The sequence below is a fragment of the Pseudoalteromonas sp. L21 genome (assembly GCF_021728035.1).
Lineage (GTDB): Bacteria > Pseudomonadota > Gammaproteobacteria > Enterobacterales > Alteromonadaceae > Pseudoalteromonas > Pseudoalteromonas arabiensis.
The window spans coordinates 232,056-254,243 of record NZ_JAKKCV010000005.1 but is presented as its reverse complement, the minus strand read 5'-3'; the positions used below and the strand labels follow the sequence as shown (position 1 = coordinate 254,243).

General features: G+C 42.2%; 21 protein-coding genes. 18 read left to right on the top strand and 3 right to left on the bottom strand.

Annotation, left to right across the window (positions count from 1 at the left end; genetic code table 11):
* Position 1 precedes the first annotated feature (1 nt).
* Positions 2-919, top strand: a complete 918-nt coding sequence (locus tag L3V41_RS15625; protein ID WP_237114733.1) for a hypothetical protein — start codon at positions 2-4, stop codon at positions 917-919.
* A 31-nt stretch (positions 920-950) separates the two neighbouring features.
* Here L3V41_RS15625 and L3V41_RS15620 read toward each other — a convergent pair whose 3' ends face one another.
* Both L3V41_RS15620 and L3V41_RS15615 read right to left on the bottom strand, forming a co-directional pair.
* Positions 951-1,154 carry a hypothetical protein gene (locus tag L3V41_RS15620; protein ID WP_062567226.1) on the bottom strand — a complete coding sequence of 68 codons (204 nt, stop codon included), beginning with the start codon at positions 1,152-1,154 and terminating at the stop codon, positions 951-953.
* Between the two features lie 230 nt (positions 1,155-1,384).
* Positions 1,385-3,895: an EAL domain-containing protein gene (locus L3V41_RS15615; RefSeq protein WP_062567227.1), complete on the bottom strand. Its 2,511-nt coding sequence runs from the start codon at positions 3,893-3,895 to the stop codon at positions 1,385-1,387.
* A 214-nt stretch (positions 3,896-4,109) separates the two neighbouring features.
* Here L3V41_RS15615 and queA point away from each other — a divergent pair, with 214 nt between their 5' ends.
* The 8 genes from queA (at position 4,110) to L3V41_RS15575 (ending at position 13,102) form a co-directional block, all read left to right on the top strand.
* Complete coding sequence (queA, locus tag L3V41_RS15610) at positions 4,110-5,141, top strand: tRNA preQ1(34) S-adenosylmethionine ribosyltransferase-isomerase QueA (RefSeq protein WP_237128059.1); 1,032 nt, start codon at positions 4,110-4,112, stop codon at positions 5,139-5,141.
* 253 nt (positions 5,142-5,394) lie between these two features.
* Positions 5,395-6,522 (top strand): tRNA guanosine(34) transglycosylase Tgt, encoded by a 1,128-nt coding sequence (gene tgt, locus L3V41_RS15605; RefSeq protein WP_062567229.1) that lies wholly within the window; start codon positions 5,395-5,397, stop codon positions 6,520-6,522.
* A 29-nt stretch (positions 6,523-6,551) separates the two neighbouring features.
* Positions 6,552-6,890, top strand: coding sequence for a preprotein translocase subunit YajC (yajC, locus tag L3V41_RS15600; RefSeq protein WP_062567230.1), 339 nt, complete (start codon positions 6,552-6,554; stop codon positions 6,888-6,890).
* Between the two features lie 22 nt (positions 6,891-6,912).
* Positions 6,913-8,772, top strand: coding sequence for a protein translocase subunit SecD (secD, locus tag L3V41_RS15595; protein WP_193988192.1), 1,860 nt, complete (start codon positions 6,913-6,915; stop codon positions 8,770-8,772).
* 8 nt (positions 8,773-8,780) lie between these two features.
* Positions 8,781-9,728: a protein translocase subunit SecF gene (gene secF / locus L3V41_RS15590; RefSeq protein WP_062567232.1), complete on the top strand. Its 948-nt coding sequence runs from the start codon at positions 8,781-8,783 to the stop codon at positions 9,726-9,728.
* 56 nt (positions 9,729-9,784) lie between these two features.
* Complete coding sequence (locus L3V41_RS15585) at positions 9,785-10,303, top strand: hypothetical protein (RefSeq protein WP_237128058.1); 519 nt, start codon at positions 9,785-9,787, stop codon at positions 10,301-10,303.
* A 94-nt stretch (positions 10,304-10,397) separates the two neighbouring features.
* On the top strand, positions 10,398-12,188 hold the full coding sequence (locus tag L3V41_RS15580) for a bifunctional diguanylate cyclase/phosphodiesterase (protein ID WP_237128057.1): 1,791 nt from the start codon (positions 10,398-10,400) through the stop codon (positions 12,186-12,188).
* An 83-nt stretch (positions 12,189-12,271) separates the two neighbouring features.
* On the top strand, positions 12,272-13,102 hold the full coding sequence (locus L3V41_RS15575; protein WP_237128056.1) for a transporter substrate-binding domain-containing protein: 831 nt from the start codon (positions 12,272-12,274) through the stop codon (positions 13,100-13,102).
* Between the two features lie 25 nt (positions 13,103-13,127).
* On the opposite strand, the gene suhB is transcribed toward L3V41_RS15575, so the two are convergent.
* Complete coding sequence (gene suhB, locus L3V41_RS15570; RefSeq protein WP_062567236.1) at positions 13,128-13,931, bottom strand: inositol-1-monophosphatase; 804 nt, start codon at positions 13,929-13,931, stop codon at positions 13,128-13,130.
* A 334-nt stretch (positions 13,932-14,265) separates the two neighbouring features.
* Here suhB and trmJ point away from each other — a divergent pair, with 334 nt between their 5' ends.
* The 9 genes from trmJ (at position 14,266) to L3V41_RS15525 (ending at position 22,060) form a co-directional block, all read left to right on the top strand.
* Complete coding sequence (gene trmJ / locus L3V41_RS15565) at positions 14,266-14,988, top strand: tRNA (cytosine(32)/uridine(32)-2'-O)-methyltransferase TrmJ (protein ID WP_062567237.1); 723 nt, start codon at positions 14,266-14,268, stop codon at positions 14,986-14,988.
* A 193-nt stretch (positions 14,989-15,181) separates the two neighbouring features.
* Positions 15,182-15,673, top strand: a complete 492-nt coding sequence (gene iscR, locus L3V41_RS15560; protein ID WP_062567238.1) for a Fe-S cluster assembly transcriptional regulator IscR — start codon at positions 15,182-15,184, stop codon at positions 15,671-15,673.
* Between the two features lie 22 nt (positions 15,674-15,695).
* Positions 15,696-16,913, top strand: coding sequence for an IscS subfamily cysteine desulfurase (locus L3V41_RS15555; protein WP_062567239.1), 1,218 nt, complete (start codon positions 15,696-15,698; stop codon positions 16,911-16,913).
* Positions 16,914-16,954: 41 nt separating this feature from the next.
* Positions 16,955-17,338, top strand: coding sequence for a Fe-S cluster assembly scaffold IscU (iscU, locus tag L3V41_RS15550; RefSeq protein WP_062567433.1), 384 nt, complete (start codon positions 16,955-16,957; stop codon positions 17,336-17,338).
* Between the two features lie 11 nt (positions 17,339-17,349).
* Positions 17,350-17,673 carry an iron-sulfur cluster assembly protein IscA gene (iscA, locus tag L3V41_RS15545; protein ID WP_062567240.1) on the top strand — a complete coding sequence of 108 codons (324 nt, stop codon included), beginning with the start codon at positions 17,350-17,352 and terminating at the stop codon, positions 17,671-17,673.
* A gap of 78 nt (positions 17,674-17,751) precedes the next feature.
* Positions 17,752-18,279 (top strand): co-chaperone HscB, encoded by a 528-nt coding sequence (gene hscB / locus L3V41_RS15540; protein WP_062567241.1) that lies wholly within the window; start codon positions 17,752-17,754, stop codon positions 18,277-18,279.
* A gap of 46 nt (positions 18,280-18,325) precedes the next feature.
* Positions 18,326-20,188 carry a Fe-S protein assembly chaperone HscA gene (gene hscA / locus L3V41_RS15535; RefSeq protein WP_237114737.1) on the top strand — a complete coding sequence of 621 codons (1,863 nt, stop codon included), beginning with the start codon at positions 18,326-18,328 and terminating at the stop codon, positions 20,186-20,188.
* An 11-nt stretch (positions 20,189-20,199) separates the two neighbouring features.
* Positions 20,200-20,538 carry an ISC system 2Fe-2S type ferredoxin gene (fdx, locus tag L3V41_RS15530; RefSeq protein WP_062567243.1) on the top strand — a complete coding sequence of 113 codons (339 nt, stop codon included), beginning with the start codon at positions 20,200-20,202 and terminating at the stop codon, positions 20,536-20,538.
* 94 nt (positions 20,539-20,632) lie between these two features.
* Positions 20,633-22,060, top strand: coding sequence for an NAD-dependent succinate-semialdehyde dehydrogenase (locus L3V41_RS15525; RefSeq protein WP_237128055.1), 1,428 nt, complete (start codon positions 20,633-20,635; stop codon positions 22,058-22,060).
* Positions 22,061-22,188 lie beyond the last annotated feature (128 nt).

Below are 22,188 nucleotides of genomic sequence, written 5' to 3'. Positions count from 1 at the left end.
AATGTCAAAGAACATGATAACCAGTGCAGTGTTATTGTTATGTGGTATAGCAGCAGTTAACCCTGTGTCTGCCCAAAGTACAGAGGAATTAGACAGAATTCAGCGTGAAGTCGGGATCATGGAAAAAATCCTAACAGCGGCTTTAAAGCAGGATACAGATAACAAAGTTAGAAATGTCTCAGCAAGTTATTTACAGCATCAAGGTGTGGTATTTAGCTTTGACGTGCGAAGCCATTCTCGCTGGTCAAGTGTATTCGCATCCGTGCCCGATGCACCACTTCCACCATTGCCTGATATTGACTTTGAAGAGATCAGCGAAATTGAAGTATTAGGTGAACATGTACAAGTTATTAGCGATGCCGTTGTTGTAAAAACGCAAGAAGCCTATCAACACGCGATGGAGATGATGCGTGAAAGTGCAGAGCGTGTGCGCGAAGTCGCAGAGCAAGAGCGTGATGTTAGTCGAGAAATTCGTGATCTTGAGCGTGAAAAGCGTGACCTTGAATTTGATCGCCGCCACGATAAAGATGCAAAAGAACAAGAGCTTGAAAAACGTAAAAAAGAGCTGCAAGCATCAATTAAGGAGCTTGAAAAACAACAGCAAAAGTTGTCTTTACAGCAACAAGCAATGCGTAAAGAGTTAGCGGAAAAAAAACAAGCACGTATTACAGAGCAAAAACAGCAGTTGGCAGAGCTTACACAGCGGGTGGATAAAAGCTTGTCATTGACTTTATGTGATTACGGTAGTGGATTAAGAACGCTGCCGAATGATGAGCATGTTAGTTTTATTATTCGTGGCATGAGCGAGCACAAGGGCGAGCAAATTAAAGTGTTTAAAAAATCAGACATTAAAAAATGTGTGGTAGGTGATATTAAAGCAGATGCTTTACTTAATCGCGCAACCCAGTATGAGTTTTGAAATGGTGAAAACGTTCTCAACAAAAAGCAGCCTATAGTGGCTGCTTTTCATCCATTGTAAAAGGTTTTAAGTTAGGTAAGAAGAGTAAGTAAACCCATACAACCAGATTAAAGTAGGGCACTAGCCCTAAGCTTGTGAATACTTTAACTGGGTACCCCTTAAAAGTTGCATTACGGTAACATTGATAAGCTATCCCTAGGTTAATGATCAGCAACAAAACGATTAATTGTGTCATTACTTTCTCCTTTATACCGATAATACATGAACTTAACGATGTTAAGTTATTTTCAGTATGTGTGATCTAATAATTAATGTCATGTTTTTTTGGTTGTATCACCATAAAAGCGTGACATTTTGTGTTGGTGTGAATTAATTATAGATGAGTATTATCAGGATGAAAGTTAAAAAACCAATAAAATTGTTTAAAAATGTATCAATTCTAGGTGCGCGTTTGCTAGCTAATTGTTAGCTAAAAAGTTTATCCGTAGATATTCTTTCAAGCTCACTAGTAATTTTTTCAACAGGCACTGGACGGGCAATAAAGTAACCTTGCCCGTAATCGATGCCTATTTCTTTTAGTGCTAAAAATATTTCTTTATTTTCAACATATTCTGCAACTGAGCGCTTATCTAGGGAGCGGCTAATATCATTAATTGCTTTCACTAACGCTAAATCAATGGGGTCGTTGAGCATGTCACGTACAAATGATCCATCAATTTTCACATGCTGTGCGGGTAGTTGTTTAAGGTAGTTAAACGTACTAAAACCTGTACCAAAATCATCGATAGAGAAATGGCAACCTAAACTATTGAGACGCTCTATCATTGCTCTGGTTGCGGCTAAATTATTAATACTGGCTGATTCTGTGATCTCAAAAATAATACGCGTAGGCTCAACGTTGTATTCTTCTAAGCTTGATTCGATATGCGGTAATAAGCGCTCATCTAAAAATGATTGCGCCGATAAGTTAATAGCGATCTGATTCAGCTCAGGGTACTCGGCAACACTTTTAATTGCATTTTTAATGACGCACTGATCCATCAAATAAGTGTCATTAAGTAGCTCTAATGCAGGAATAAATTGATTAGGGTAAACCAGTTCATCATTAAGTTTTAAGCGTAATAAAGTTTCAAAATAGGCAACATGGTTGCGTTTAAAATCCCATATTGGCTGATAATGAAGTTCAATTGAATCATGCTGTAGCGCTTGGCGAATACTATGTCCCCACTCTAAACCAGCTTGCAGATTATTGTGGCTACTGTCTTCTTTTGAGTAGCAATGGACTAAATTTCGGCCTAGGCTTTTTGCTACGTAAAGCGCAATATCAGCCTGTTTAAGACATTCGCTTGGGTCGTTGTTTTGTGCGGTAATCTGCGTCAGACCAATTGAACAGCTAATTGAGTAAACTTGTCCTTCAGAGTGAAATTGATGTTTTTCAATTGCCATACAAATGCTTTCTGCGACTAAGTGAGCATCGAGTAGGGCTGTATTTTTTAAAATGACTGCAAATTCATCACCACCAATACGGCAGACTAAGTGCTCTTCGCTAATATTGGCTGTAAATAACTGGGCCACTTCTTTTAGGACAATATCACCTTGCTGATGACCTTTACTGTCATTGATAATTTTAAAGTGATCTAGGTCGATGTATATCAGTGCATGTTCAGCATCGTTACTGGTATATTTAGCTTGGCAAATACGTTGTAATTGCTGGTCAAAGTAGTAACGGTTATGCAGCTCAGTTAAGGTATCGTGAAGGGCTAAGTGGCGTAATTGTAACTCAGCTTGTTTGCGTTCATGAATATTGTCTATCGTTGCCGTAATCGTGGCTGAGTTGCGGCTATTTTTAATCAGTTGCATACGACATTCGACCCAAATAGCATTGCCATTTTTATGCTTCAGCTGTATTTCAACTTGTTGCTGTTGCGCACCGCCATGTAAGATGCTTTGTACGGTATCTTGTAATTTGTGTTGGCATTGAGGCAGACAAAAATCTGCAAGCGACTTCGCTAAGCTCGATTTTATACCGTAGCCAGTCAGACTTTCCCATGCAGGGTTTATAAAACGAATATGCCCTTGTTGGTCAAATTCAAGTACAACAGTATTAAGGTGAAGCAAAATACGCTGGTGAGCTGAAAACAGTTCTTTATAGCGGCTTTGGCTTTGACTTAACTGCTCCACTTTTTGAGCAAACTCAGCATAACTCACCATAAAGTCTTCACGACGGGCGGCGTGGTCGCACACTTTACTCAATAAAGACTGATCATAAGGCGCACGAATAAAATCAGTAACGCCAGAAAGTAACAACTGCTCCGCGTAATCTGCATCATTGTTATCAATGATGGTGACAATCGCCTGTTTTGGATTATGCTGCAAAATTTCACTAATTAACGTGCCAGCAGGATCAGACTGAGACTGAGTTGCATCAATCAACACGATTGCAAACTTTTGCTGTAAATAAGTAGCAAGTGCTGTTTTTGTCGACGTTGTATGCGTCACTGCAAAGCTCAACTTAAGTTGCTCTGTAATGCTATGTGCTTTGCTATTATCAGTTTCGAGAAGTAATAAGTTGAGCCGACTGCTTTTTTCTAAATGAGTTGAAAGCACATTCGCTAACACTTGTGGCAGCATATCTTGGCGTTCAAATGGTAATACAGCATCAATACCGTAGCTGCGAGCTGTAGTCTCTGCAATACGCTCACAATAAATCGGCGGCGTAAGTAAAATGGGGGTGTTTTTCGGTGTTTTTAATAGCCCAGAGCGGATCATGCGAGAGAAGCGCCAACCGTCTATTTTTCCGACTTCAAGACCTGTAATTATAATATCTACAGGGTGAGTTTTGAGGATTTTTAACGCGTCTTGAGAGTCGCTTACTTCAATAAACGAAAAGACGTTAAGTTTATTGAGTGTTGACTTAATTGTCTCACGTTCTGCAACGCTAGCGTTTAAAATTAGCAGTTTTAACTGCTTTGCCATGGCGCTACTACCTCTTAACTTAACCCATGTTTAATGAATAAGTTAGAATAATGACATTTTGTCTAATCTACAAGCAAACTTTACCTAAAATGGCTAATAAGCCTGTTAAAATTGCACGACTTTTACCCTAGGTCAATATGCACTTGGCTTTGCTTGAGGTAGTGAGCGTATCAGAGTAAACTTGGCGCGTTTTTATTTATAAGAGATACACTCTATGCGCGTGGCCGACTTTAGCTTTGACCTTCCAGATGAATTAATTGCTCGTTTTCCGAAAGCGGACCGTACAAGCAGTCGTTTACTCACGCTTGATGGCCTATCAGGCCAAGTAGAGCATAAAGTATTTAGCGATATTTTATCGCTTGTTAATGAAAATGACTTATTGGTTTTCAATAACACCAAAGTGATCCCTGCGCGTATGTTTGGGCAAAAAGAGTCAGGTGGTAAGCTTGAAGTGTTGGTTGAGCGTGTACTCGACGAGCACCGTGTACTGGCTCATGTACGTGCGAGTAAATCGCCAAAGCCAGGTTCTAAAATTATTCTCGAAGGCAAAGCAGAGGCAACCATGGTTGCCCGTCATGGTGAGCTATTTGAACTTGAATTTGCCAAAGATGGAAATGTGTTAGATATCTTAAACGATATTGGTCATATGCCATTACCCCCCTACATTGACCGCCCTGATAACGAAGCAGACCGTGAACGCTACCAAACCGTTTACGGTGAAAAGCCTGGTGCCGTAGCCGCGCCAACTGCGGGCCTGCATTTTGATGATAAGTTAATGGCGGCCTTAAAAGATAAGGGCATTAATATGGCATTTGTTACTTTGCATGTTGGTGCAGGGACATTTCAACCTGTGCGTGTTGATTCGGTTGATGAACATGTAATGCACTCAGAATACATCGAAGTACCTGATGAGGTGGTTAAAGCAGTAGCAGAAACCAAAGCAAAAGGCGGTCGCGTCATTGCCGTAGGTACTACCTCAGTACGCTCGTTAGAATCTGCTGCTAAAGTACATGGCGGCAAACTAGATACTTACTTTGGTGATACCGATATCTTTATCTACCCTGGTTATCAGTTCAATGTAGTTGATGCTATGGTGACAAATTTCCACTTACCTGAATCAACCTTGATTATGTTAGTGAGTGCCTTTGCAGGGCAAGATAACATTATGGGTGCTTACCATACGGCTATTAAGGAGCAGTATCGCTTCTTTAGCTATGGCGATGCGATGTTTTTAACGCGTAAATAAGCGTTAGTCATCTTATCACCCCGTAAAAAGCCCAGCATTTCACTGGGTTTTTATTTTTTAACCATTCTTACTAAGTTATGTGTTGATATGAAGCCTCTGCAAAGCGCTGAATTCTGCATCGTGGGAAGAGTTTAGCTAGCGGGCTTTTTATTTTCGAATTTAGCCCAATTAATAGTAATAAACCCGCAAACAGGGTAGAATCGAGCGGTTAAATTATAGCTTGTTGGACTGTTTTTCCGACACTGAGGATAATATGAAATTTGAATTAGACCGCACTGACGGTAAAGCGCGCCGCGGCCGCTTGATTTTTGAGCGTGGTGTAGTAGAAACACCCGCATTTATGCCGGTAGGTACTTACGGCACTGTAAAAGGTATGACGCCTGACGAAGTGAAAGAGACCGGCGCACAAATCTGCCTAGGTAACACCTTTCATTTAATGCTACGCCCAGGCACAGAAATCATTAAGCAACACGGTGATTTACACGATTTTATGAATTGGGATCGCCCAATCCTAACTGACTCAGGCGGTTTCCAAGTATTCAGCTTAGGCGCAATGCGCAAAATCACCGAAGAAGGCGTGATGTTTAGCTCACCTGTGAATGGTGAAAAAATCATGCTTTCGCCAGAAAAAGCGATGCAAGTTCAGCGCGATTTAGGCTCTGACATCGTGATGATTTTTGACGAATGTACGCCATACCCTGCCACTGAAAAAGAAGCAAAAGATTCGATGGAGTTATCACTTCGTTGGGCTAAACGCTCAAAAGAAGGTCATGGTGATAACCCTGCTGCGCTATTTGGTATTATCCAAGGTGGTATGTACCCAGAGCTTCGTGCACAATCACAAAAAGGCTTAGAAGAAATCGGCTTTGATGGTTATGCATTAGGTGGTTTATCGGTCGGTGAGCCGAAAAACGAGATGATCAATATTCTTGATCACTGTGCTTACAAAATGCCAGAAGACAAGCCTCGTTACTTAATGGGTGTTGGTAAACCAGAAGACTTAGTTGAAGCGGTTCGCCGTGGTATCGACATGTTTGATTGTGTAATGCCTACGCGTAATGCCCGTAACGGCCACTTATTCGTTACTGGCGGCATTGTTAAAATCCGTAATGCAGTACATAAAACAGACACCGGTCCATTGGATCCTGAGTGTGATTGTCATACATGTAAAAACTATTCACGTGCATACTTGCATCATCTTGATAAATGTAATGAAATCTTAGGCGCACGACTAAACACGATTCATAACTTACGTTATTATCAGCGCGTGATGGAAGGCTTACGTAATGCCATCAGTAATGGCAAACTAGACGAATTTGTTGCAGATTTTTATGCACGCCGCGGCCAAGAAGTGCCAGAGCTTGCAGATACATCAGATTAAATTTTTAGAAAAATTAAAGAGGAAGAGAAATGAGTTTATTCATCTCAAACGCCCACGCAAGTGCGGCAGGTGCAGCACCAGCAGGTGGAGGCATGGAAATGCTAATCATGCTAGGTATTTTTGGTTTGGTATTTTATTTCTTAATCTACCGTCCACAAGCTAAGCGTGTAAAAGAGCATAAAGCACTAATGAGCGCAATGGCGAAAGGCGACGAAGTACTCACGCAAGGTGGTTTAGTGGGTAAGATTACTAAAATCGCTGATGATAAAGACTTCATCGTGATTTCATTAAACGATCAAGCTGAAGTAACAGTACAAAAATCAGCTGTTTCTTCAGTACTGCCAAAAGGCACTATGAAGTCGCTATAACAATAAAAATAAGGACTCACACGTGTTAAACAAGTTTCCATTATGGAAGTATTTACTTGTTCTTGTTGTGTTAGTCGTTGGTATTTTATATGCCTCACCTAACTTGTATGGCCGTGATCCGGCCATACAAGTATCAGGCACTAAAGGTACTGATGCTGACCTCAGCGTACTCGATAAAGTAAATGCGACCCTCAAAGAACATAACGTTACTGTTAAATCAAGCAAACTTGAAGACGGACAGATCCTGGTTCGTTTTAAGAATGTTGAAGAGCAACTAAAAGCGCAAGACCTACTGCGTGATTCCCTTAGTGAAGATTACATCTCTGCAATCAATATGGCACCAGCTCAACCTGAGTGGTTAAAAGCATTGGGCGGTAACCCAATGAAGCTAGGCCTAGATTTAAGCGGTGGTGTTCACTTTACTATGGAAATCGACATGGCGACGGCGGTTGATACTCAGCTTGAGCAAATGGAACAAGATTTTAAAAGTGACTTACGAGAAGAAAAACTACGTTATCGCACCATTCGCCGCGTAGCAAATAGCGATCGTGTCCGGGTTGAAATGCGTAACGAAGAAGATAAAGATGCGGCAGAGCGTTTCTTATCAACCCGTTACCCACTGAATGTTTATATTGATGATAGCAGCAGTGATAATGCTTTTTACGTGAGCATGAGCGAACAAAAGCTTAAAGAAATTCGTGACTACGCTATCAAGCAAAACGAAACAATCATTCGTAATCGTATTAACCAAATCGGTGTTGCAGAGCCTAACGTACAGCGCCAAGGTGCTGAGCGTATTATCGTGCAACTTCCTGGGGTTCAAGATACTGCCCGTGCAAAAGAAATTCTGGGTGCAACAGCAACACTAGAATTCCGTGAAGTAGACGAAAATGCAGATGCAAGTGCCGCTATGCAAGGTCGTGTACCGCCTGGCACAGAAGTGATTATGGCACGTGAAGGTTATCCTGTGGTGCTGAAAAAACGCATCATCCTTGAAGGTAGTCACATTACTGGCGCGCAATCAGGTATGGATGAATATCAGCGTCCTCAAGTAAGCATTAGCTTAGATAGTAAAGGCGGCGCTAAAATGAATGCCTTCACTAAGCGTGCTATCGGTAAACGCATGGCAACGGTATTCATTGAATACAAGCCATCAGGTAAAACAGACGAAAACGGTAAAGCACTGCCACCAATTAAAGTGGAAGAAGTCATTAACGTGGCAACGATTCAAGCCCGCCTTGACCGTTCATTCCGTATTACTGGTATCGATAACCCTGCTGAAGCGCATAACTTAAGCTTATTACTTCGTGCCGGTGCATTAGTTGCGCCAATTCAAATCGTTGAAGAGCGCACAGTAGGTCCAAGCTTAGGTCAAGAGAATATCGAAGCGGGTATGACTGCGGTTGCACTTGGCTTTGCGTTTGTACTTGTGTTTATGCTTGCTTACTACAAAGGCTTTGGCATGGTCGCTAATATTGCCCTAGGTGCTAACTTAGTGCTAATTGTGGGTGTTATGTCATTAATTCCAGGTGCAGCGTTAACGCTACCGGGTATTGCTGGTATTGTACTGACAGTCGGTATGGCCGTTGATGCTAACGTACTGATATTTGAACGTATTCGTGAAGAACTTGCTGATGGCCGTAGCCCGCAACAAGCCGTTCATTTTGGTTACGACAGCGCATTTAGCACCATTTTCGATGCTAATATCACAACGCTTATCGCCGCCGTGATCCTGTTTGCAGTGGGTACCGGCCCGATTGCTGGTTTTGCAGTCACACTTGCGATTGGTATTATCACCTCTATGTTTACAGCCATTGTTGGTACCCGTGCGGTCATCAACTTATTCATTGGTGGTAAGCGTATTGATAAGTTGTCGATTTAGGAGTCAGCATGCAAATTTTAAAACTAGGTGGTAAAACACTACCGTTTATGAAGTTACGTAAGTTTGCCATGACAGTATCAACTTTGTTGATCTTGGCTTCTTTCGTATCGTTTTTTACTAAAGGCTTGAACTTCGGTCTCGACTTCACTGGCGGTACAGCGGTTGAAGTGGGCTTTGCACAGCCTGCCGATCTGAAAAAAGTGCGTGAAGCCATTACTGAAAGTGGCTTTGAAGACTTCTCAGTACAGCTGTTTGGCTCAAGTAAAGAGATTTTAGTACGTCTTGCACCACAAGGGGATGGCGTAAAAGCAGAGGTGATTGGTAATCAAATCATTACGGCGTTAAAGCAAACAGATTCAAGCGTTGAAATGCGCCGTATCGAGTTTGTTGGTCCAAGCGTAGGTGAAGACTTAAAAGAGCAGGGTGGCCTTGCCATGTTAACTGCGCTTATTTGTATCTTGATTTACGTTGCGTTTCGATTTGAATGGCGCTTTGCGGTAGGTGCGGTATCTGCGCTTTTACACGACGTTATTATCACGTTGGGCTTGTTCTCAGTGCTTGGTCTTGAGTTTGACTTAACGATTCTTGCGGCCATTTTGGCGGTAATTGGTTACTCACTCAACGACACCATCGTTGTATCTGACCGTATCCGCGAAAACTTCCGTAAAGTACGTGTTGATGACACGATTGAAATTATCGATATTTCATTAACGCAAACCCTAAACCGTACCTTAGTTACATCAATCACCACGATCTTAGTATTGATTGCGTTGTTCGTATGGGGTGGTCAAACGATTCACGGTTTTGCGACAGCATTACTATTTGGTGTGTTCATCGGTACTTACTCTTCTGTATACGTTGCTTCAGCAGTAGCGATTGCAATGGGTGTCAGCAAAGAAGACCTAATTCCAGAAGTAATTGAAAAAGAAGGTGCGGATCTCGATCCTATGCCTTAACAAGCCTAGCTTGACAAGAACCGCCCTGTTGGGCGGTTTTTTATTGGGAGAAATTTATGAAACATCTCTTAATGAGTCTATGTATTATCTACTTATTGAGTGCCTGTAAAGACCAACAAGAGCAGCAATCAACAGCAGCTCAACAATCACAAGAGGCAACTTTACAACAACCACTAATAGCCTATGAAGGCTTAGTGTGGAGGGTGTTAACTAGCCTACAAGCTGAGTTGGATCAATTAACGGTTAAAGAAGCTATCGATAGCTTGATAAACTCATCTGAGTCGCTATTTTTAGCAATGAAAACACAGCTACCAGAATGTGAAGCTAGTTTGCTAGCAATGGCTGATTATGTGTCTAAGATGAAAGCGACAAAGGCGGTACAGTCGACGCCGATGAAGCATGCCCCTGCGTTACCCGATTTTACAGAGCCTCGTTGTTACCATACGCAACAGTTACTGCTTAACGCTTTAGCCGTTTTTGCTATCGCAGAGCAGGCTGCAATAACTGAACAAGACTACCATCAAGCTAAGTTAAAAATGATTGATAGTATTGCGCGTATTAAACAACTAAATTGAATAATCATCATGGTGATAAGTTAAGTTGCCATAAAATTGTCATACAGAATTGCTACTTTAATTGCCTACTTTTAAAACAGACGCTAGGTGAAAGGTGAGCGAACCACTACAGCGAATTTTAGATAACAGTGAAATAAAAACCTTATTTCAGCCTATCTTTGATATTTCTAATCAGCATATCTTGGGTTATGAAGCCCTTAGCCGTGGTCCAAAAGGCTCAGAATTAGAAATGCCCAGCGCCTTGTTTCGCGAAGCAATTGCATGCAATAAAATTTCAGAGTTAGAGCTCTTGTGTCGAAGTAAGGCGATAGAAAACTTCGTTAAGTTAAACTTACAAGGTAAGCTCTTTTTAAACGTAAGCCCAAAGACTCTACTCGACCCGTGCCATCCTAAAGGAGAAACATTACATCTTGTTGAACATTTTGGTTTGGCGGCGAATCGTGTTGTTATAGAAGTCACTGAGCAAGAAAAAGTGGAAGATGGCTTTTTATTATTAAAGACTATTGGCCATTATCGTGAACTCGGTTTTTCCATTGCTATTGATGATTTAGGGGCAGGCTATTCAGGTTTAAAGCAATGGTCTGAATTGTGTCCTGACTTTGTAAAAATAGATCGCTACTTTATTGATCACTGCGACCAGAGTGTGGTGAAAAAAGAGTTTCTAAAATCAATTATTGTGCTTGCCAAAGCAACAAACACGCAAGTTATTGCTGAGGGAATCGAGCGGGCAGAGGAGTTACGCTTGCTTGAGGGGTTAGGGATTCAACATGCACAAGGTTTTTTACTGGAAAGACCAAGCTTACAGCCCAGCTATCAAATTAATATTCAGTGCTTAGCGCACTTAGAGTCACCTGATAATCCGAGTAGTTTTGAGCAATCGATGGCTATTGGCTGGTTAGCTGTGGAATATGCCAGTATCGAAACAACCACACGCTGCAAAGATGCGCATAGCCTTTTTGAGCAGGATAAATCGCTTACAAGTCTTGCTGTTCTTCAGCACAACATTCCCGTTGGATTACTACACCGAGACCAACTAACAGAAGTATTCGCCGCACCTTATGGGCATGCACTTTATGATAAACAACCGGTGACATCCTTGATGGACAAGCAACCTCTGGTCGTTGACGAAAATGAGTTACTGGATACGGTAAGTCAGCAAATTACCGAGTTTGAATTTGATATTCGCCGGCATATTGTCATTACCCGTGAACAGCAATATCTTGGTTTAGCGCCATTGCGTAATATTTTAAAGCATATTACAGAAGAAAAAATACGCCATGCTCAACATGCAAACCCATTGACTATGCTGCCAGGTAATGTCGCTATTAACGAAGCGATTGAGTTGAGACTTCGCAATAAATACCCATTTTCACTCGCCTATGTCGATCTAAACCATTTTAAACAATTTAATGATTTATACGGTTATGCAAGCGGTGACAGTGTTATCAAATTATTAGCAGAGGTTATTGTTGACGCATCTAGTCTCAGTAAAGGGTTTGTTGGCCACATAGGGGGGGATGACTTTATGGTGGTGTTTGATAAAGAGGATGCACACACCGTTTGCCACAACATTATAGCTTTATTTGAGCAAAAATCGCGTGCCTTTTTTACCCCAGAGCATATTGAGCAAGGCGGTTATTGGGCCAGCAATAGAGAAGGTAAAAAGCAGTTTGTGCCATTGCTTACGTTATCGATAGGTTTAGTTAAGCCTGATTTAGAGCTTTGTATCAATAGCCATCAAGTTGCTGCATTGGCGACTGATGCTAAAAAAGAAGCTAAACGTTATCAAACTAGTCATTTGTTTGTCTGTAAACGCAGTCGTCCTGCCCCCGCGGTGGTCAGGCTTAGCTGTGCAAGTGATGACACAGCGCGTATCGGATTATGAATTAATTTTAAGTTGGACTAATTTTACTTGTACCACTTAAAGGCTAGGTGTAGCTTAAAAAAAACACAATGATAAAAATAATAATGAAGCAATTAACAGCCGTAGCCTTTGTATTAATTACACTAATGTGCAGCCCAAATGTGTATGCCGATACCGTTGTTAATCTAGCAGTTGAACAACGTCCTCTGTATAAACGTGATGATTACCTTAATGAGCTGTTACTTAAAGCCTTAGAGGCTGCTCAATTCCCTGTTAAGATAAACAAAGTGTTGGTTCACCCCCATCAACAACGAACCTTGCTAAGGCTTGATGCTAATCAAGCTGATATCTACTGGAGTATGACCAGCCCAGAGCGTGAGCAATTAGCCATTGCCGTGCCAGTCCCTTTATTCAAAGGGTATATTGGTAAGCGGGCATTACTGACAAAACGGTCATTTTTGCCTCGTTTTACCCAGCTTAAAAATAAGCGTGACCTCGCCCAGTTCACTGCTATACAGGGGCATGACTGGCCTGATACAAAAATTTTAGCTCAAAATGGTCTATCGGTTAGGCCATTAGCTAATTATCAAGCCATGTTTAGCTTAGTTATTGCTGGGCGCGTTGACTATTTTCCTCGCTCTTTTATAGAAGTTATGTCTGAGCTTGAGCAGATAAATGACGAGCGGCTAGTGATTGTTCCCGATGTGTATATTAGTTACCCAACTGCATTTTATTTCTTTGTCAGTCATCGTAAGCCAGCGCTAGCGAAAGCGTTGTTGAAAGGATTGCAAACGATGCAAGCATCGGGAGAGTTTGATGAAATGTTTAATCGATACTTTGCTGAAGGTTTAGCGAGCTTGCCATTCAAAGAAGGTAATACGCTTGAAATTGCATTGGAAAATGAGTACTTTCGGCCACAAAAAAAGGAGCCTTAGCTCCTTTTTTAGATTACAACCGCTGTTAGCGAAGTAGTGACTCAGTTAATACAGGACGAATTTCACGAATGATCGCTTGTGTTAACTTAGGTGCACCGCAGATGATGTTGCCGCTTTGGTTGTAGTTAATACCCCCTGCGAAATCAACAACCATACCGCCAGCTTCTTTTACTAAAAGCTCGCCCGCTGCTGTGTCCCATGGCTTAAGGCCAATTTCAAAAAAACCATCAACACGACCCGCAGCAACATAAGCCATATCTAATGCAGCAGAGCCTGCGCGGCGAATATCAGCAGTGTGTACGAAAAGTGCTTTAAACGCTTCTGAGTATGCGTCTAAGTGATGCTTTTGCTTGAATGGGAAGCCTGTTGCAAGGATAGAACCTGCTAACTCGTTAGTTTTAGTTACGCGTAAACGCTTGCTGTTAAGCTGTGCGCCTTGACCACGTGATGCAGTGAATAATTCACCACGAATAGGGTCATAGATCACGGCTTGGTCTAAACGACCTTTAACTTTAAGTGCAATTGATACTGCGAAATGAGGAATACCCTTGATGAAGTTTGTTGTGCCATCAAGTGGGTCTACAATCCATTGGTAATCTGCATCTTTACCTTTGTGCTCACCAAGTTCTTCACCTACGATACTGTGATCTGGGTAAGATTTTAAAATAGTGTCACGAATTGCGGCTTCAGCTTCTTTATCGATGTTAGTCACTAAGTCGTTAGTGCCTTTTTGTTGTACATCAACTTTTGATAAATCTTCGCTTGCACGAAGTAAAATTTTGCCTGCGTTACGCGCAGCGCGAACCGCAATGTTTAACATTGGATGCATAGCATTACCTTTGGGTTGTAAAAGAACGAATATATTTAAGCCGGCGTATTCTAGCGGTTTTTACTGCAAAGTAAACAACAAAGCAGAAATAGTTTTGGTTGTTTTTTGTACTGAGCTGATTTTAAATTAAATTTCGACCTTATAAATTTTAACAGCGAAAAACTTTTAGCGCAGTTTCGTGCTCTAATTCATCCCGACTTATCACCAATAAACGTGATAAATCGCAAACATGATCTACGATCAATTATGATTGACTGCACGATCTATATAGCCTCTAGAATTGCTTTCGTGCTAGAATTCGCGCAATTTTTGACATTCAGTAAGTAACAACGCAATGACACTTGATGATATTCGTATCGTATTAGTTAACACATCTCATTCTGGTAATATTGGCTCAGCAGCACGAGCGATGAAAACGATGGGTTTATCAAATTTATACCTTGTTGATCCTGCTTGTGAAATTGATAGTCATGCCAGTGCGCTTGCAGCGGGTGCAACCGATGTGCTCGGCAAAGCGGTGGTTGTTGATACCCTTGCCGATGCCATTGCTGATTGCTCTCTAACAATTGGTACTAGCGCGCGTTCGCGTACGTTATCATGGCCTATGGTAGAGCCGCGTGAATGCGGTGAAAAGCTCGTGGCAGAGGCTGAAAATGGCCCCGTTGCACTTGTGTTTGGTCGTGAGAATAGTGGTCTAACTAATGAAGAGTTACAGCAATGTAATTACCATGTATGTATTCCTGCAAACCCTGAATATAGCTCACTCAACCTAGCGATGGCTGTACAAACGCTATGCTATGAAACACGCATGGCTTACTTGAATACACAGCCAAAAGCACAAGAAGAAGATGAAGCAACTTACCCAAGTGCTAAACAAACTGAGTTGTTTTACGAGCATCTAGAACAAACATTAAATGACACCGGCTTTATCATTAAACAACACCCAGGTTTAGTGATGACCAAATTACGTCGTTTATTTAATCGCGCACGTCCTGAAGAAGCCGAGATGAATATTTTGCGCGGTATTCTTACCTCAATTAATAAGTCTATAAAATAATCACTGGTTATAAGTATAATACTTGACTAAATTACTCAGGTAATTACAATGATACCTAGTACTTGACTAATTTTGTCGGGTATTCGGTTTTATCAATGATGAACATCTATTTTTATCAGATGATAATACTTGACTATTTTGGTCTGGTAATTAAAATTTGCACACCTTAGCGTGCAGTAATATCGGGGGCTCCATGAAGTTAACATCAAAAGGCAGATACGCAGTAACCGCCATGTTGGATGTTGCACTCCATACAAATGTGGGTGCAGTGCCCCTGGCCGATATATCAGAACGACAAGAGATTTCCTTATCATATTTAGAACAGCTATTTGCCAGACTTAGAAAAAATGGCTTAGTGAGTTCAGTGCGTGGCCCCGGTGGCGGATATTTATTAGGGCGTGACGCAGATAAAATTTCTGTTGGTGATGTTATTAATGCTGTTGATGAATCTGTTGATGCAACTCGCTGCCATGGTGCAACGGGTGGCTGCCAAAGCGGCATGCGCTGCTTGACTCATACTCTGTGGTCTGATTTGAGCGCACGTATCGAAGATTTTTTAAATAGTATTACCCTTGCTGAATTGGTTGAGAAATCAGACGTAAAAGAAGTCGCATCTCGCCAAGATAACAGCATCAATAATGCAATTAAGCAACTGGAAAACATTCAAGTAAGCTGTCAACTGTAGCTTGACGAAAGCGGAGAGAGAAATGAAGTTACCGATTTATTTAGATTACGCAGCAACCACGCCTGTTGATGAACGTGTGGCAAAAGAAATGATGCAATGCCTGACTATGGACGGTAATTTTGGTAACCCTGCATCACGCTCACACCGTTTTGGTTGGCAAGCTGAAGAAGCGGTTGATCAAGCGCGTACAGATATTGCTGATCTAATTAATGCTGATCCACGCGAAATCGTGTTTACCTCTGGCGCAACAGAATCAAATAACCTAGCTATTAAAGGTGCGGCGCAATTCTACAAAAAGAAAGGTAAGCACGTTATTACGGTTAAAACAGAACATAAAGCTGTTATCGATACATGTCGTGAACTTGAGCGTCAAGGGTTTGAAGTAACCTATATGGACGTTGAAGAAAACGGCCTTCTAGACCTTAAAAAGCTGGAAGAAACAATGCGTGATGACACAGTGCTTGTAAGTGTCATGCACGTAAATAACGAGCTAGGTGTTATCCAAGATATCGCGACAATCGGCGAAATGTGCCGTGAGCGCAAAATTATGTTCCACGTAGATGCTGCACAAAGCGCAGGTAAAGTACTTATCGACGTGCAACAGTTAAAAGTAGATTTTATGTCGTTCTCTGGCCACAAAGTATATGGCCCGAAAGGTGTTGGCGCACTTTACGTTCGCCGTAAGCCACGTGCTCGTTTAGAAGCACAAATGCACGGTGGTGGTCATGAGCGTGGTATGCGTTCAGGCACACTGGCTACTCACCAGTTAGTAGGTATGGGTGCGGCATTTAGAATCGCGAAAGAAGATTTCGAAAAAGATCATGCACACATCAGCGCACTACGTAAGCGTTTGATTGATGGCATCATGGCTGATATGGACGAAGTTTACTTTAATGGTGAACCAAGCCAGTCAGTGCCAGGTATTGTAAACATCAGCTTCAACTTTGTTGAGGGTGAGTCGTTATTAATGGCTGTTAAAGACATTGCTGTTTCATCAGGTTCAGCCTGTACCTCAGCAAGCTTAGAGCCTTCTTATGTACTACGTGCATTAGGCCGTAATGACGAGTTAGCACACAGCTCAATTCGTTTCAGCATTGGCCGCTTTACGACTGAAGAAGAGATTGATTACACCGTTGAACTAATCAAAAACTCGATCGGCCGTTTACGTGAGATGTCTCCTCTATGGGAAATGCATCAAGAAGGTATTGATTTAGATTCAGTTGAGTGGGCGCATCACTAATTAGTGATGAACCGCCGCTAGCAGGTAGTGAGGATAGTATTATGGCTTATAGTGATAAAGTAATCGATCATGTTGAAAATCCACGTAACGTGGGTGTATTAGACAAAAACGATCCATCAGTCGCAACAGGCATGGTGGGTGCACCAGCGTGTGGTGACGTAATGAAATTGCAAATCAAGGTATCACCAGAAGGTGTTATTGAAGATGCAAAATTTAAAACATATGGTTGTGGTAGTGCAATCGCTTCTTCTTCACTTGTAACTGAGTGGGTAAAAGGCAAAACCTTAGACGAAGCGGCAACAATCAAAAACACTGATATCAGTGCTGAGCTTGAGTTACCGCCAGTGAAAATTCACTGTTCTATTTTAGCGGAAGACGCAATTCAAGCAGCAATTGCTGACTACAAAAGCAAACAAGCGAAGTAAGAGATAATTTCATGGCAGTGACATTGACAGATGCGGCAGCAAACCGCGTAGAATCATTTTTAGCAAATCGCGGCAAAGGCATTGGCCTACGCGTTGGCATTAAAACGACGGGCTGTTCAGGTCTTGCTTATGTTCTTGAGTTTGTTGACGACTTAGCAGAAGGCGACGAAATTTTTGAAAGCCGTGGTGTAAAAGTAATCGTTGATGCGAAAAGCTTAGTGTACATTGATGGCACTGAGCTTGATTACACCAAAGAAGGTTTGAATGAAGGGTTTAAGTTTAATAATCCGAATCAAGCTGATGAGTGTGGATGTGGCGAAAGCTTCACGGTTTAAGCTCAAAAAATTTTCCTCGCTTGAAGCCCTGCCTATGTAGGGCTTTGTTATTTCCTGTTTACCTAGTTGGATAATGTAATGCGTTACTTTGAATTATTTGCAATTCCAGTTGATTACAATATTGATTTAGCGACGATAAATAAACACTACCTTGAGCTGCAACGCGCAGTTCACCCTGATCGCCATGCCAGTTCAAGCAGCCGCGATAAGTTACTTGCTGTGCAAAATGCGGCTGAAATCAATGATGCGTTACAAACCTTAAAACACCCCGTGAAGCGCGCAGAGTACATGTTGAGTGAGCTAGGTGTGGATATTCGTGCTGAACAGCAAACCTTACAAGACCCACATTTCTTAATGCAGCAAATGGAACTTCGCGAAGAACTCGAAGAGCTTGAAAATGCCGCAGATCCTGATGCAGCCATCGCGCAGTTTGAAACGCAAATTAAACAGTTAGACAAGCAATATAGTCGCGAACTTGCTGAGCAATTAGCCAGTAATGATGAACAACAATGGCAAGCAGCTGCGGATAATATTCGTAAATTAAAGTTCGTTTATAAATTGCGAGATGAACTTGAGCGCATTGAAGACAGTTTATTTGATGATTAATTATTAGTTGTATAAAGCAGCTATTTAAGAGTTTAAAAAGAGCATTATGGCATTATTGCAAATTGCTGAGCCGGGGCAGAGCGCGGCACCACATGAGCACAAATTAGCAGTCGGTATTGACCTTGGTACGACTAACTCGTTAGTTGCAACAGTGCAAAGCGGCGAAGCCCGCACACTGACTGATTTAGCAGGCAATGCGATGCTTCCATCGGTTGTGCAATACCAAGCAGATAGCATCGTGGTGGGTGAACGAGCGGCGGCAGCTGCCACTCAAGACCCTGCTAATACTTTGATCTCAGTGAAGCGTTTCTTAGGTAAAACGCAGGCTGAAATCGAAAAAAGTTATGGTCAACTGCCGTATCAATTTTGTGAGCATGATGGCTCGTTAGCAATCAGCACCGTTGCGGGCGCAATTAGCCCAGTAACTGCATCGAGTGAAATTTTAAAAGCCTTGAAACTGCGTGCAGAAGATAGCTTTGCAGGGCAAGATATTTTAGGTGCGGTTATTACTGTACCAGCGTATTTTGATGATGCACAGCGACAAAGCACCAAGGATGCCGCTGAGCTTGCTGGCATCAACGTATTACGTTTACTAAACGAGCCAACAGCGGCGGCAGTTGCTTATGGCCTTGATTCAGGCCAAGAAGGCATTATCGCCGTATACGATTTAGGTGGCGGTACGTTTGATATTTCTATTTTACGTCTGCACCAAGGTGTGTTCGAAGTCCTTGCTACAGGCGGTGACTCAAGCCTAGGTGGTGATGATTTTGACTCACTGTTAGTGGATTACTTCAAAAAACAAACCGGTGTGAGCGAGCTTTCTGCATCGGTACTGCGTTTATTTATTAATAAAGCAAAAGCCTGTAAAGAAGCGCTAAGCCAATACCAAACTGTCAATGTAGGCTTAGAATTTGATGGTCAAAGCCACAAAGTTGAAGTAACCCGCGAAACCTTTGATGAACTAGCACTTGGTCTTGTGAAGAAAACACTGCGTTCTTGTCGCCGTGCGGTAAAAGATGCGGGTATCGAAAACGAAGAAGTACTGCAAGTGGTAATGGTTGGCGGCTCGACACGTATGCCAATTGTACGCTCTCAAGTTGCGGCATTTTTTGATAAAGAGCCACTGACTTCAATTGACCCTGATCGCGTCGTTGCACTCGGCGCAGCATTACAAGCAGATGTACTGGTTGGCAATAAACCAGATTCAGACATGCTGCTATTAGACGTATTACCACTGTCATTGGGTCTTGAGACCATGGGTGGCTTGGTTGAGAAAATCATTCCACGTAATACCACTATTCCTGTTGCACGTGCACAAGAGTTTACCACCTTTAAAGATGGTCAAACGGCGATGTCACTGCATGTACTACAAGGTGAGCGTGAGCTAGTTGATGACTGCCGCTCGCTGGCAAAATTCAGCTTAAAAGGTATTCCGGCCATGGCCGCAGGTGCTGCGCATATTCGCGTAACCTTTAAAGTTGATGCAGATGGCTTGTTAAGCGTATCGGCAATGGAAAAATCAACCGGTGTGCAAGCTGAAATCCAAGTAAAACCATCATTTGGTTTATCGGATGACCAAGTTGCGAACATGCTAAAAGATTCAATGAGTAATGCCAAAGACGACATGCAAGCGCGTATGCTTAAAGAGCAACAAGTTGAAGCGTTACGCGTTGTTGAAGCACTAGAAGCATCACTCGCAACTGACAGTGCATTACTTGATGAACAAGAATTAGCTGCGTTAAAAGCAGAAATTGCTAAACTTGTTGCGGTACGCGAAAGCGCAACAACACCGGCAGAAATTAAAGCAGCAATTGAAGCTGTCGACAATGCAAGTAGCGAGTTCGCTGCGCGTAGAATGGATGCATCAATCAAAAAAGCGCTGCAAGGGCAGTCAGTAGACGAAGTTTAACGAGGTAAGGTATGCCACAAATTATTTTTCTTCCACACGAAGAGTTATGCCCAGAAGGCGCTGCTATTGAAGCTCCTACAGGCGAAACCGTATTAGATGTTGCGCTTAAAAATGGTATTAGTATTCCGCATGCCTGTGAAAAGTCATGCGCGTGTACAACATGCCACTTAATTATCCGTGAAGGCTTTGACTCTTTAGATGAAAGTGATGAGCTAGAAGACGACATGTTGGATAAAGCATGGGGTCTTGAGCCTGAGTCTCGTCTTGGTTGCCAAGCAATTATTAAAGATGAAGATCTGGTAGTTGAAATTCCAAAGTATAATCTCAATATCGTTAATGAAGAGCATTAATTCTTAACGGCTTTGAATACCTAAAAACCGCTGTAGTTGCTTGGTCTCTACAGCGGTTTTTTGTTTTTTGCGGTCCGCTTTACTAGGAGGTTTTATGTCTGATTTAGTTTTTTCTGATTCGTTTATCGATGGTGACTTTTATTCTACGAGCCAGCGCTTTAGTGTAGATAACCCAGCAACCGGACAAGCAATTACTGATGTGTCTGATATTGATGAAGCTGGCGTTGAGCTGGCCATTAAAAGTGCTGACGAGGCATTTAGCAAGCTAAAACAAACAACGGCAACTGAGCGTAGTGAAACGTTGCGTCGCTGGTATGAGTTGGTTATTGAGCACAAACAGCAACTTGCTGAGCTGATGACCAAAGAGCAAGGCAAACCTTTAAAAGAAGCATTGGGTGAAGTGGAGTACGGTGCGGGCTTTATTAAATGGTTTAGCGAAGAAGCCAAGCGTAGTTACGGCGACACGATTCCTGCTACAGACAGCCAACATCGTCTATCAACCATAAAGCAGCCAATCGGTGTTGTTGCTGGTATTACACCGTGGAACTTCCCAATCGCCATGATCACCCGTAAGGTTGCCCCTGCATATGCAGCGGGTTGTAGTTTTGTTATTAAGCCTTCTGAGCATACCCCTTTATGTGCAATTGCTTTGGCTTACCTTGCAGATAAAGCAGGGTTTGTAAAAGGGGCGTTAAATGTAGTGGTCTCAGAGAATGCAAAAATGGTTGGCGAAATCATGACTGAATCTGAGCGTGTACGTAAGTTCACATTTACAGGTTCAACCGCTGTAGGTAAGCAGTTACTTTCACAGTGCGCATCAACAATAAAGCAAACATCGATGGAACTTGGTGGTAATGCACCGTTTATTATTTTTGAAAATGCCGATTTAGATGAAGCTGTTGCTGGCCTTATGGGGGCTAAATTCAGAAACGCAGGGCAAACCTGTGTGGCAGCAAACCGAATTTTTGTTCAGCGTTCAGTGCTAGAGACGGTGCTTGAAAAACTCACAGACAAAGTGGCTGAGTTAAAGGTAGGCAATGGCCTAGATGACGGGGTGGATATTGGCCCATTAATTTATCCTAAAGCAAAACAAAAAGTGCAAACACTTGTGCAAGATGCAGTAGATAAAGGGGCGTCATTAATTGGTGATAACAGCGAGCTTGAAGGTAGCTTTCAAGCGCCATTAATTTTAACTGATGTGACACCACAGATGGATATCTACCATGATGAAGTGTTTGGTCCTGTAGTAAGCATAATTGCTTTTGATGATGAACAAGAAGTCTTGCAGCTTGCTAACGATGTACCTTATGGTTTAGCTGCGTATTTTTACAGTGAAAACATCGAGCAAGTTTATCGCGTAAGCGAAGCACTTGAATACGGCATGATTGGTATTAATGAAGGCCTCATTTCAAACCCAGTAGCGCCATTTGGTGGTGTAAAGCAATCTGGTCTTGGCCGTGAAGGTGGTCATCAAGGATTAAATGAGTACCTTGAAGAGAAGTATCTTTGCATTAAGGTCTAATCTCGCGCGAAATAAATTTCACGCCTACCCCCGTAGGCGTCTTGCTTGCATGGCGCGTTTAAATTTCTGCGCCAAACCAGTTTCACGCCGACATCTTCCCGTTTATTTCCGATAAAATGATAGCGCTG

Bases quoted from the DNA above. Each gene is read 5' to 3' on its own strand.
- iscA (WP_062567240.1), top strand. From the start codon at position 17,350: ATGGCAGTGACATTGACAGATGCGGCAGCAAACCGCGTAGAATCATTT.
- L3V41_RS15585 (WP_237128058.1), top strand. From the start codon at position 9,785: ATGAAACATCTCTTAATGAGTCTATGTATTATCTACTTATTGAGTGCC.
- L3V41_RS15575 (WP_237128056.1), top strand. From the start codon at position 12,272: ATGAAGCAATTAACAGCCGTAGCCTTTGTATTAATTACACTAATGTGC.
- L3V41_RS15615 (WP_062567227.1), bottom strand. From the start codon at position 3,895: ATGGCAAAGCAGTTAAAACTGCTAATTTTAAACGCTAGCGTTGCAGAA.
- suhB (WP_062567236.1), bottom strand. From the start codon at position 13,931: ATGCATCCAATGTTAAACATTGCGGTTCGCGCTGCGCGTAACGCAGGC.
- fdx (WP_062567243.1), top strand. From the start codon at position 20,200: ATGCCACAAATTATTTTTCTTCCACACGAAGAGTTATGCCCAGAAGGC.
- L3V41_RS15525 (WP_237128055.1), top strand. From the start codon at position 20,633: ATGTCTGATTTAGTTTTTTCTGATTCGTTTATCGATGGTGACTTTTAT.
- L3V41_RS15625 (WP_237114733.1), top strand. From the start codon at position 2: ATGTCAAAGAACATGATAACCAGTGCAGTGTTATTGTTATGTGGTATA.
- hscB (WP_062567241.1), top strand. From the start codon at position 17,752: ATGCGTTACTTTGAATTATTTGCAATTCCAGTTGATTACAATATTGAT.
- tgt (WP_062567229.1), top strand. From the start codon at position 5,395: ATGAAATTTGAATTAGACCGCACTGACGGTAAAGCGCGCCGCGGCCGC.
- secF (WP_062567232.1), top strand. From the start codon at position 8,781: ATGCAAATTTTAAAACTAGGTGGTAAAACACTACCGTTTATGAAGTTA.
- trmJ (WP_062567237.1), top strand. From the start codon at position 14,266: ATGACACTTGATGATATTCGTATCGTATTAGTTAACACATCTCATTCT.
- L3V41_RS15555 (WP_062567239.1), top strand. From the start codon at position 15,696: ATGAAGTTACCGATTTATTTAGATTACGCAGCAACCACGCCTGTTGAT.
- hscA (WP_237114737.1), top strand. From the start codon at position 18,326: ATGGCATTATTGCAAATTGCTGAGCCGGGGCAGAGCGCGGCACCACAT.
- queA (WP_237128059.1), top strand. From the start codon at position 4,110: ATGCGCGTGGCCGACTTTAGCTTTGACCTTCCAGATGAATTAATTGCT.
- yajC (WP_062567230.1), top strand. From the start codon at position 6,552: ATGAGTTTATTCATCTCAAACGCCCACGCAAGTGCGGCAGGTGCAGCA.
- iscU (WP_062567433.1), top strand. From the start codon at position 16,955: ATGGCTTATAGTGATAAAGTAATCGATCATGTTGAAAATCCACGTAAC.
- iscR (WP_062567238.1), top strand. From the start codon at position 15,182: ATGAAGTTAACATCAAAAGGCAGATACGCAGTAACCGCCATGTTGGAT.
- L3V41_RS15620 (WP_062567226.1), bottom strand. From the start codon at position 1,154: ATGACACAATTAATCGTTTTGTTGCTGATCATTAACCTAGGGATAGCT.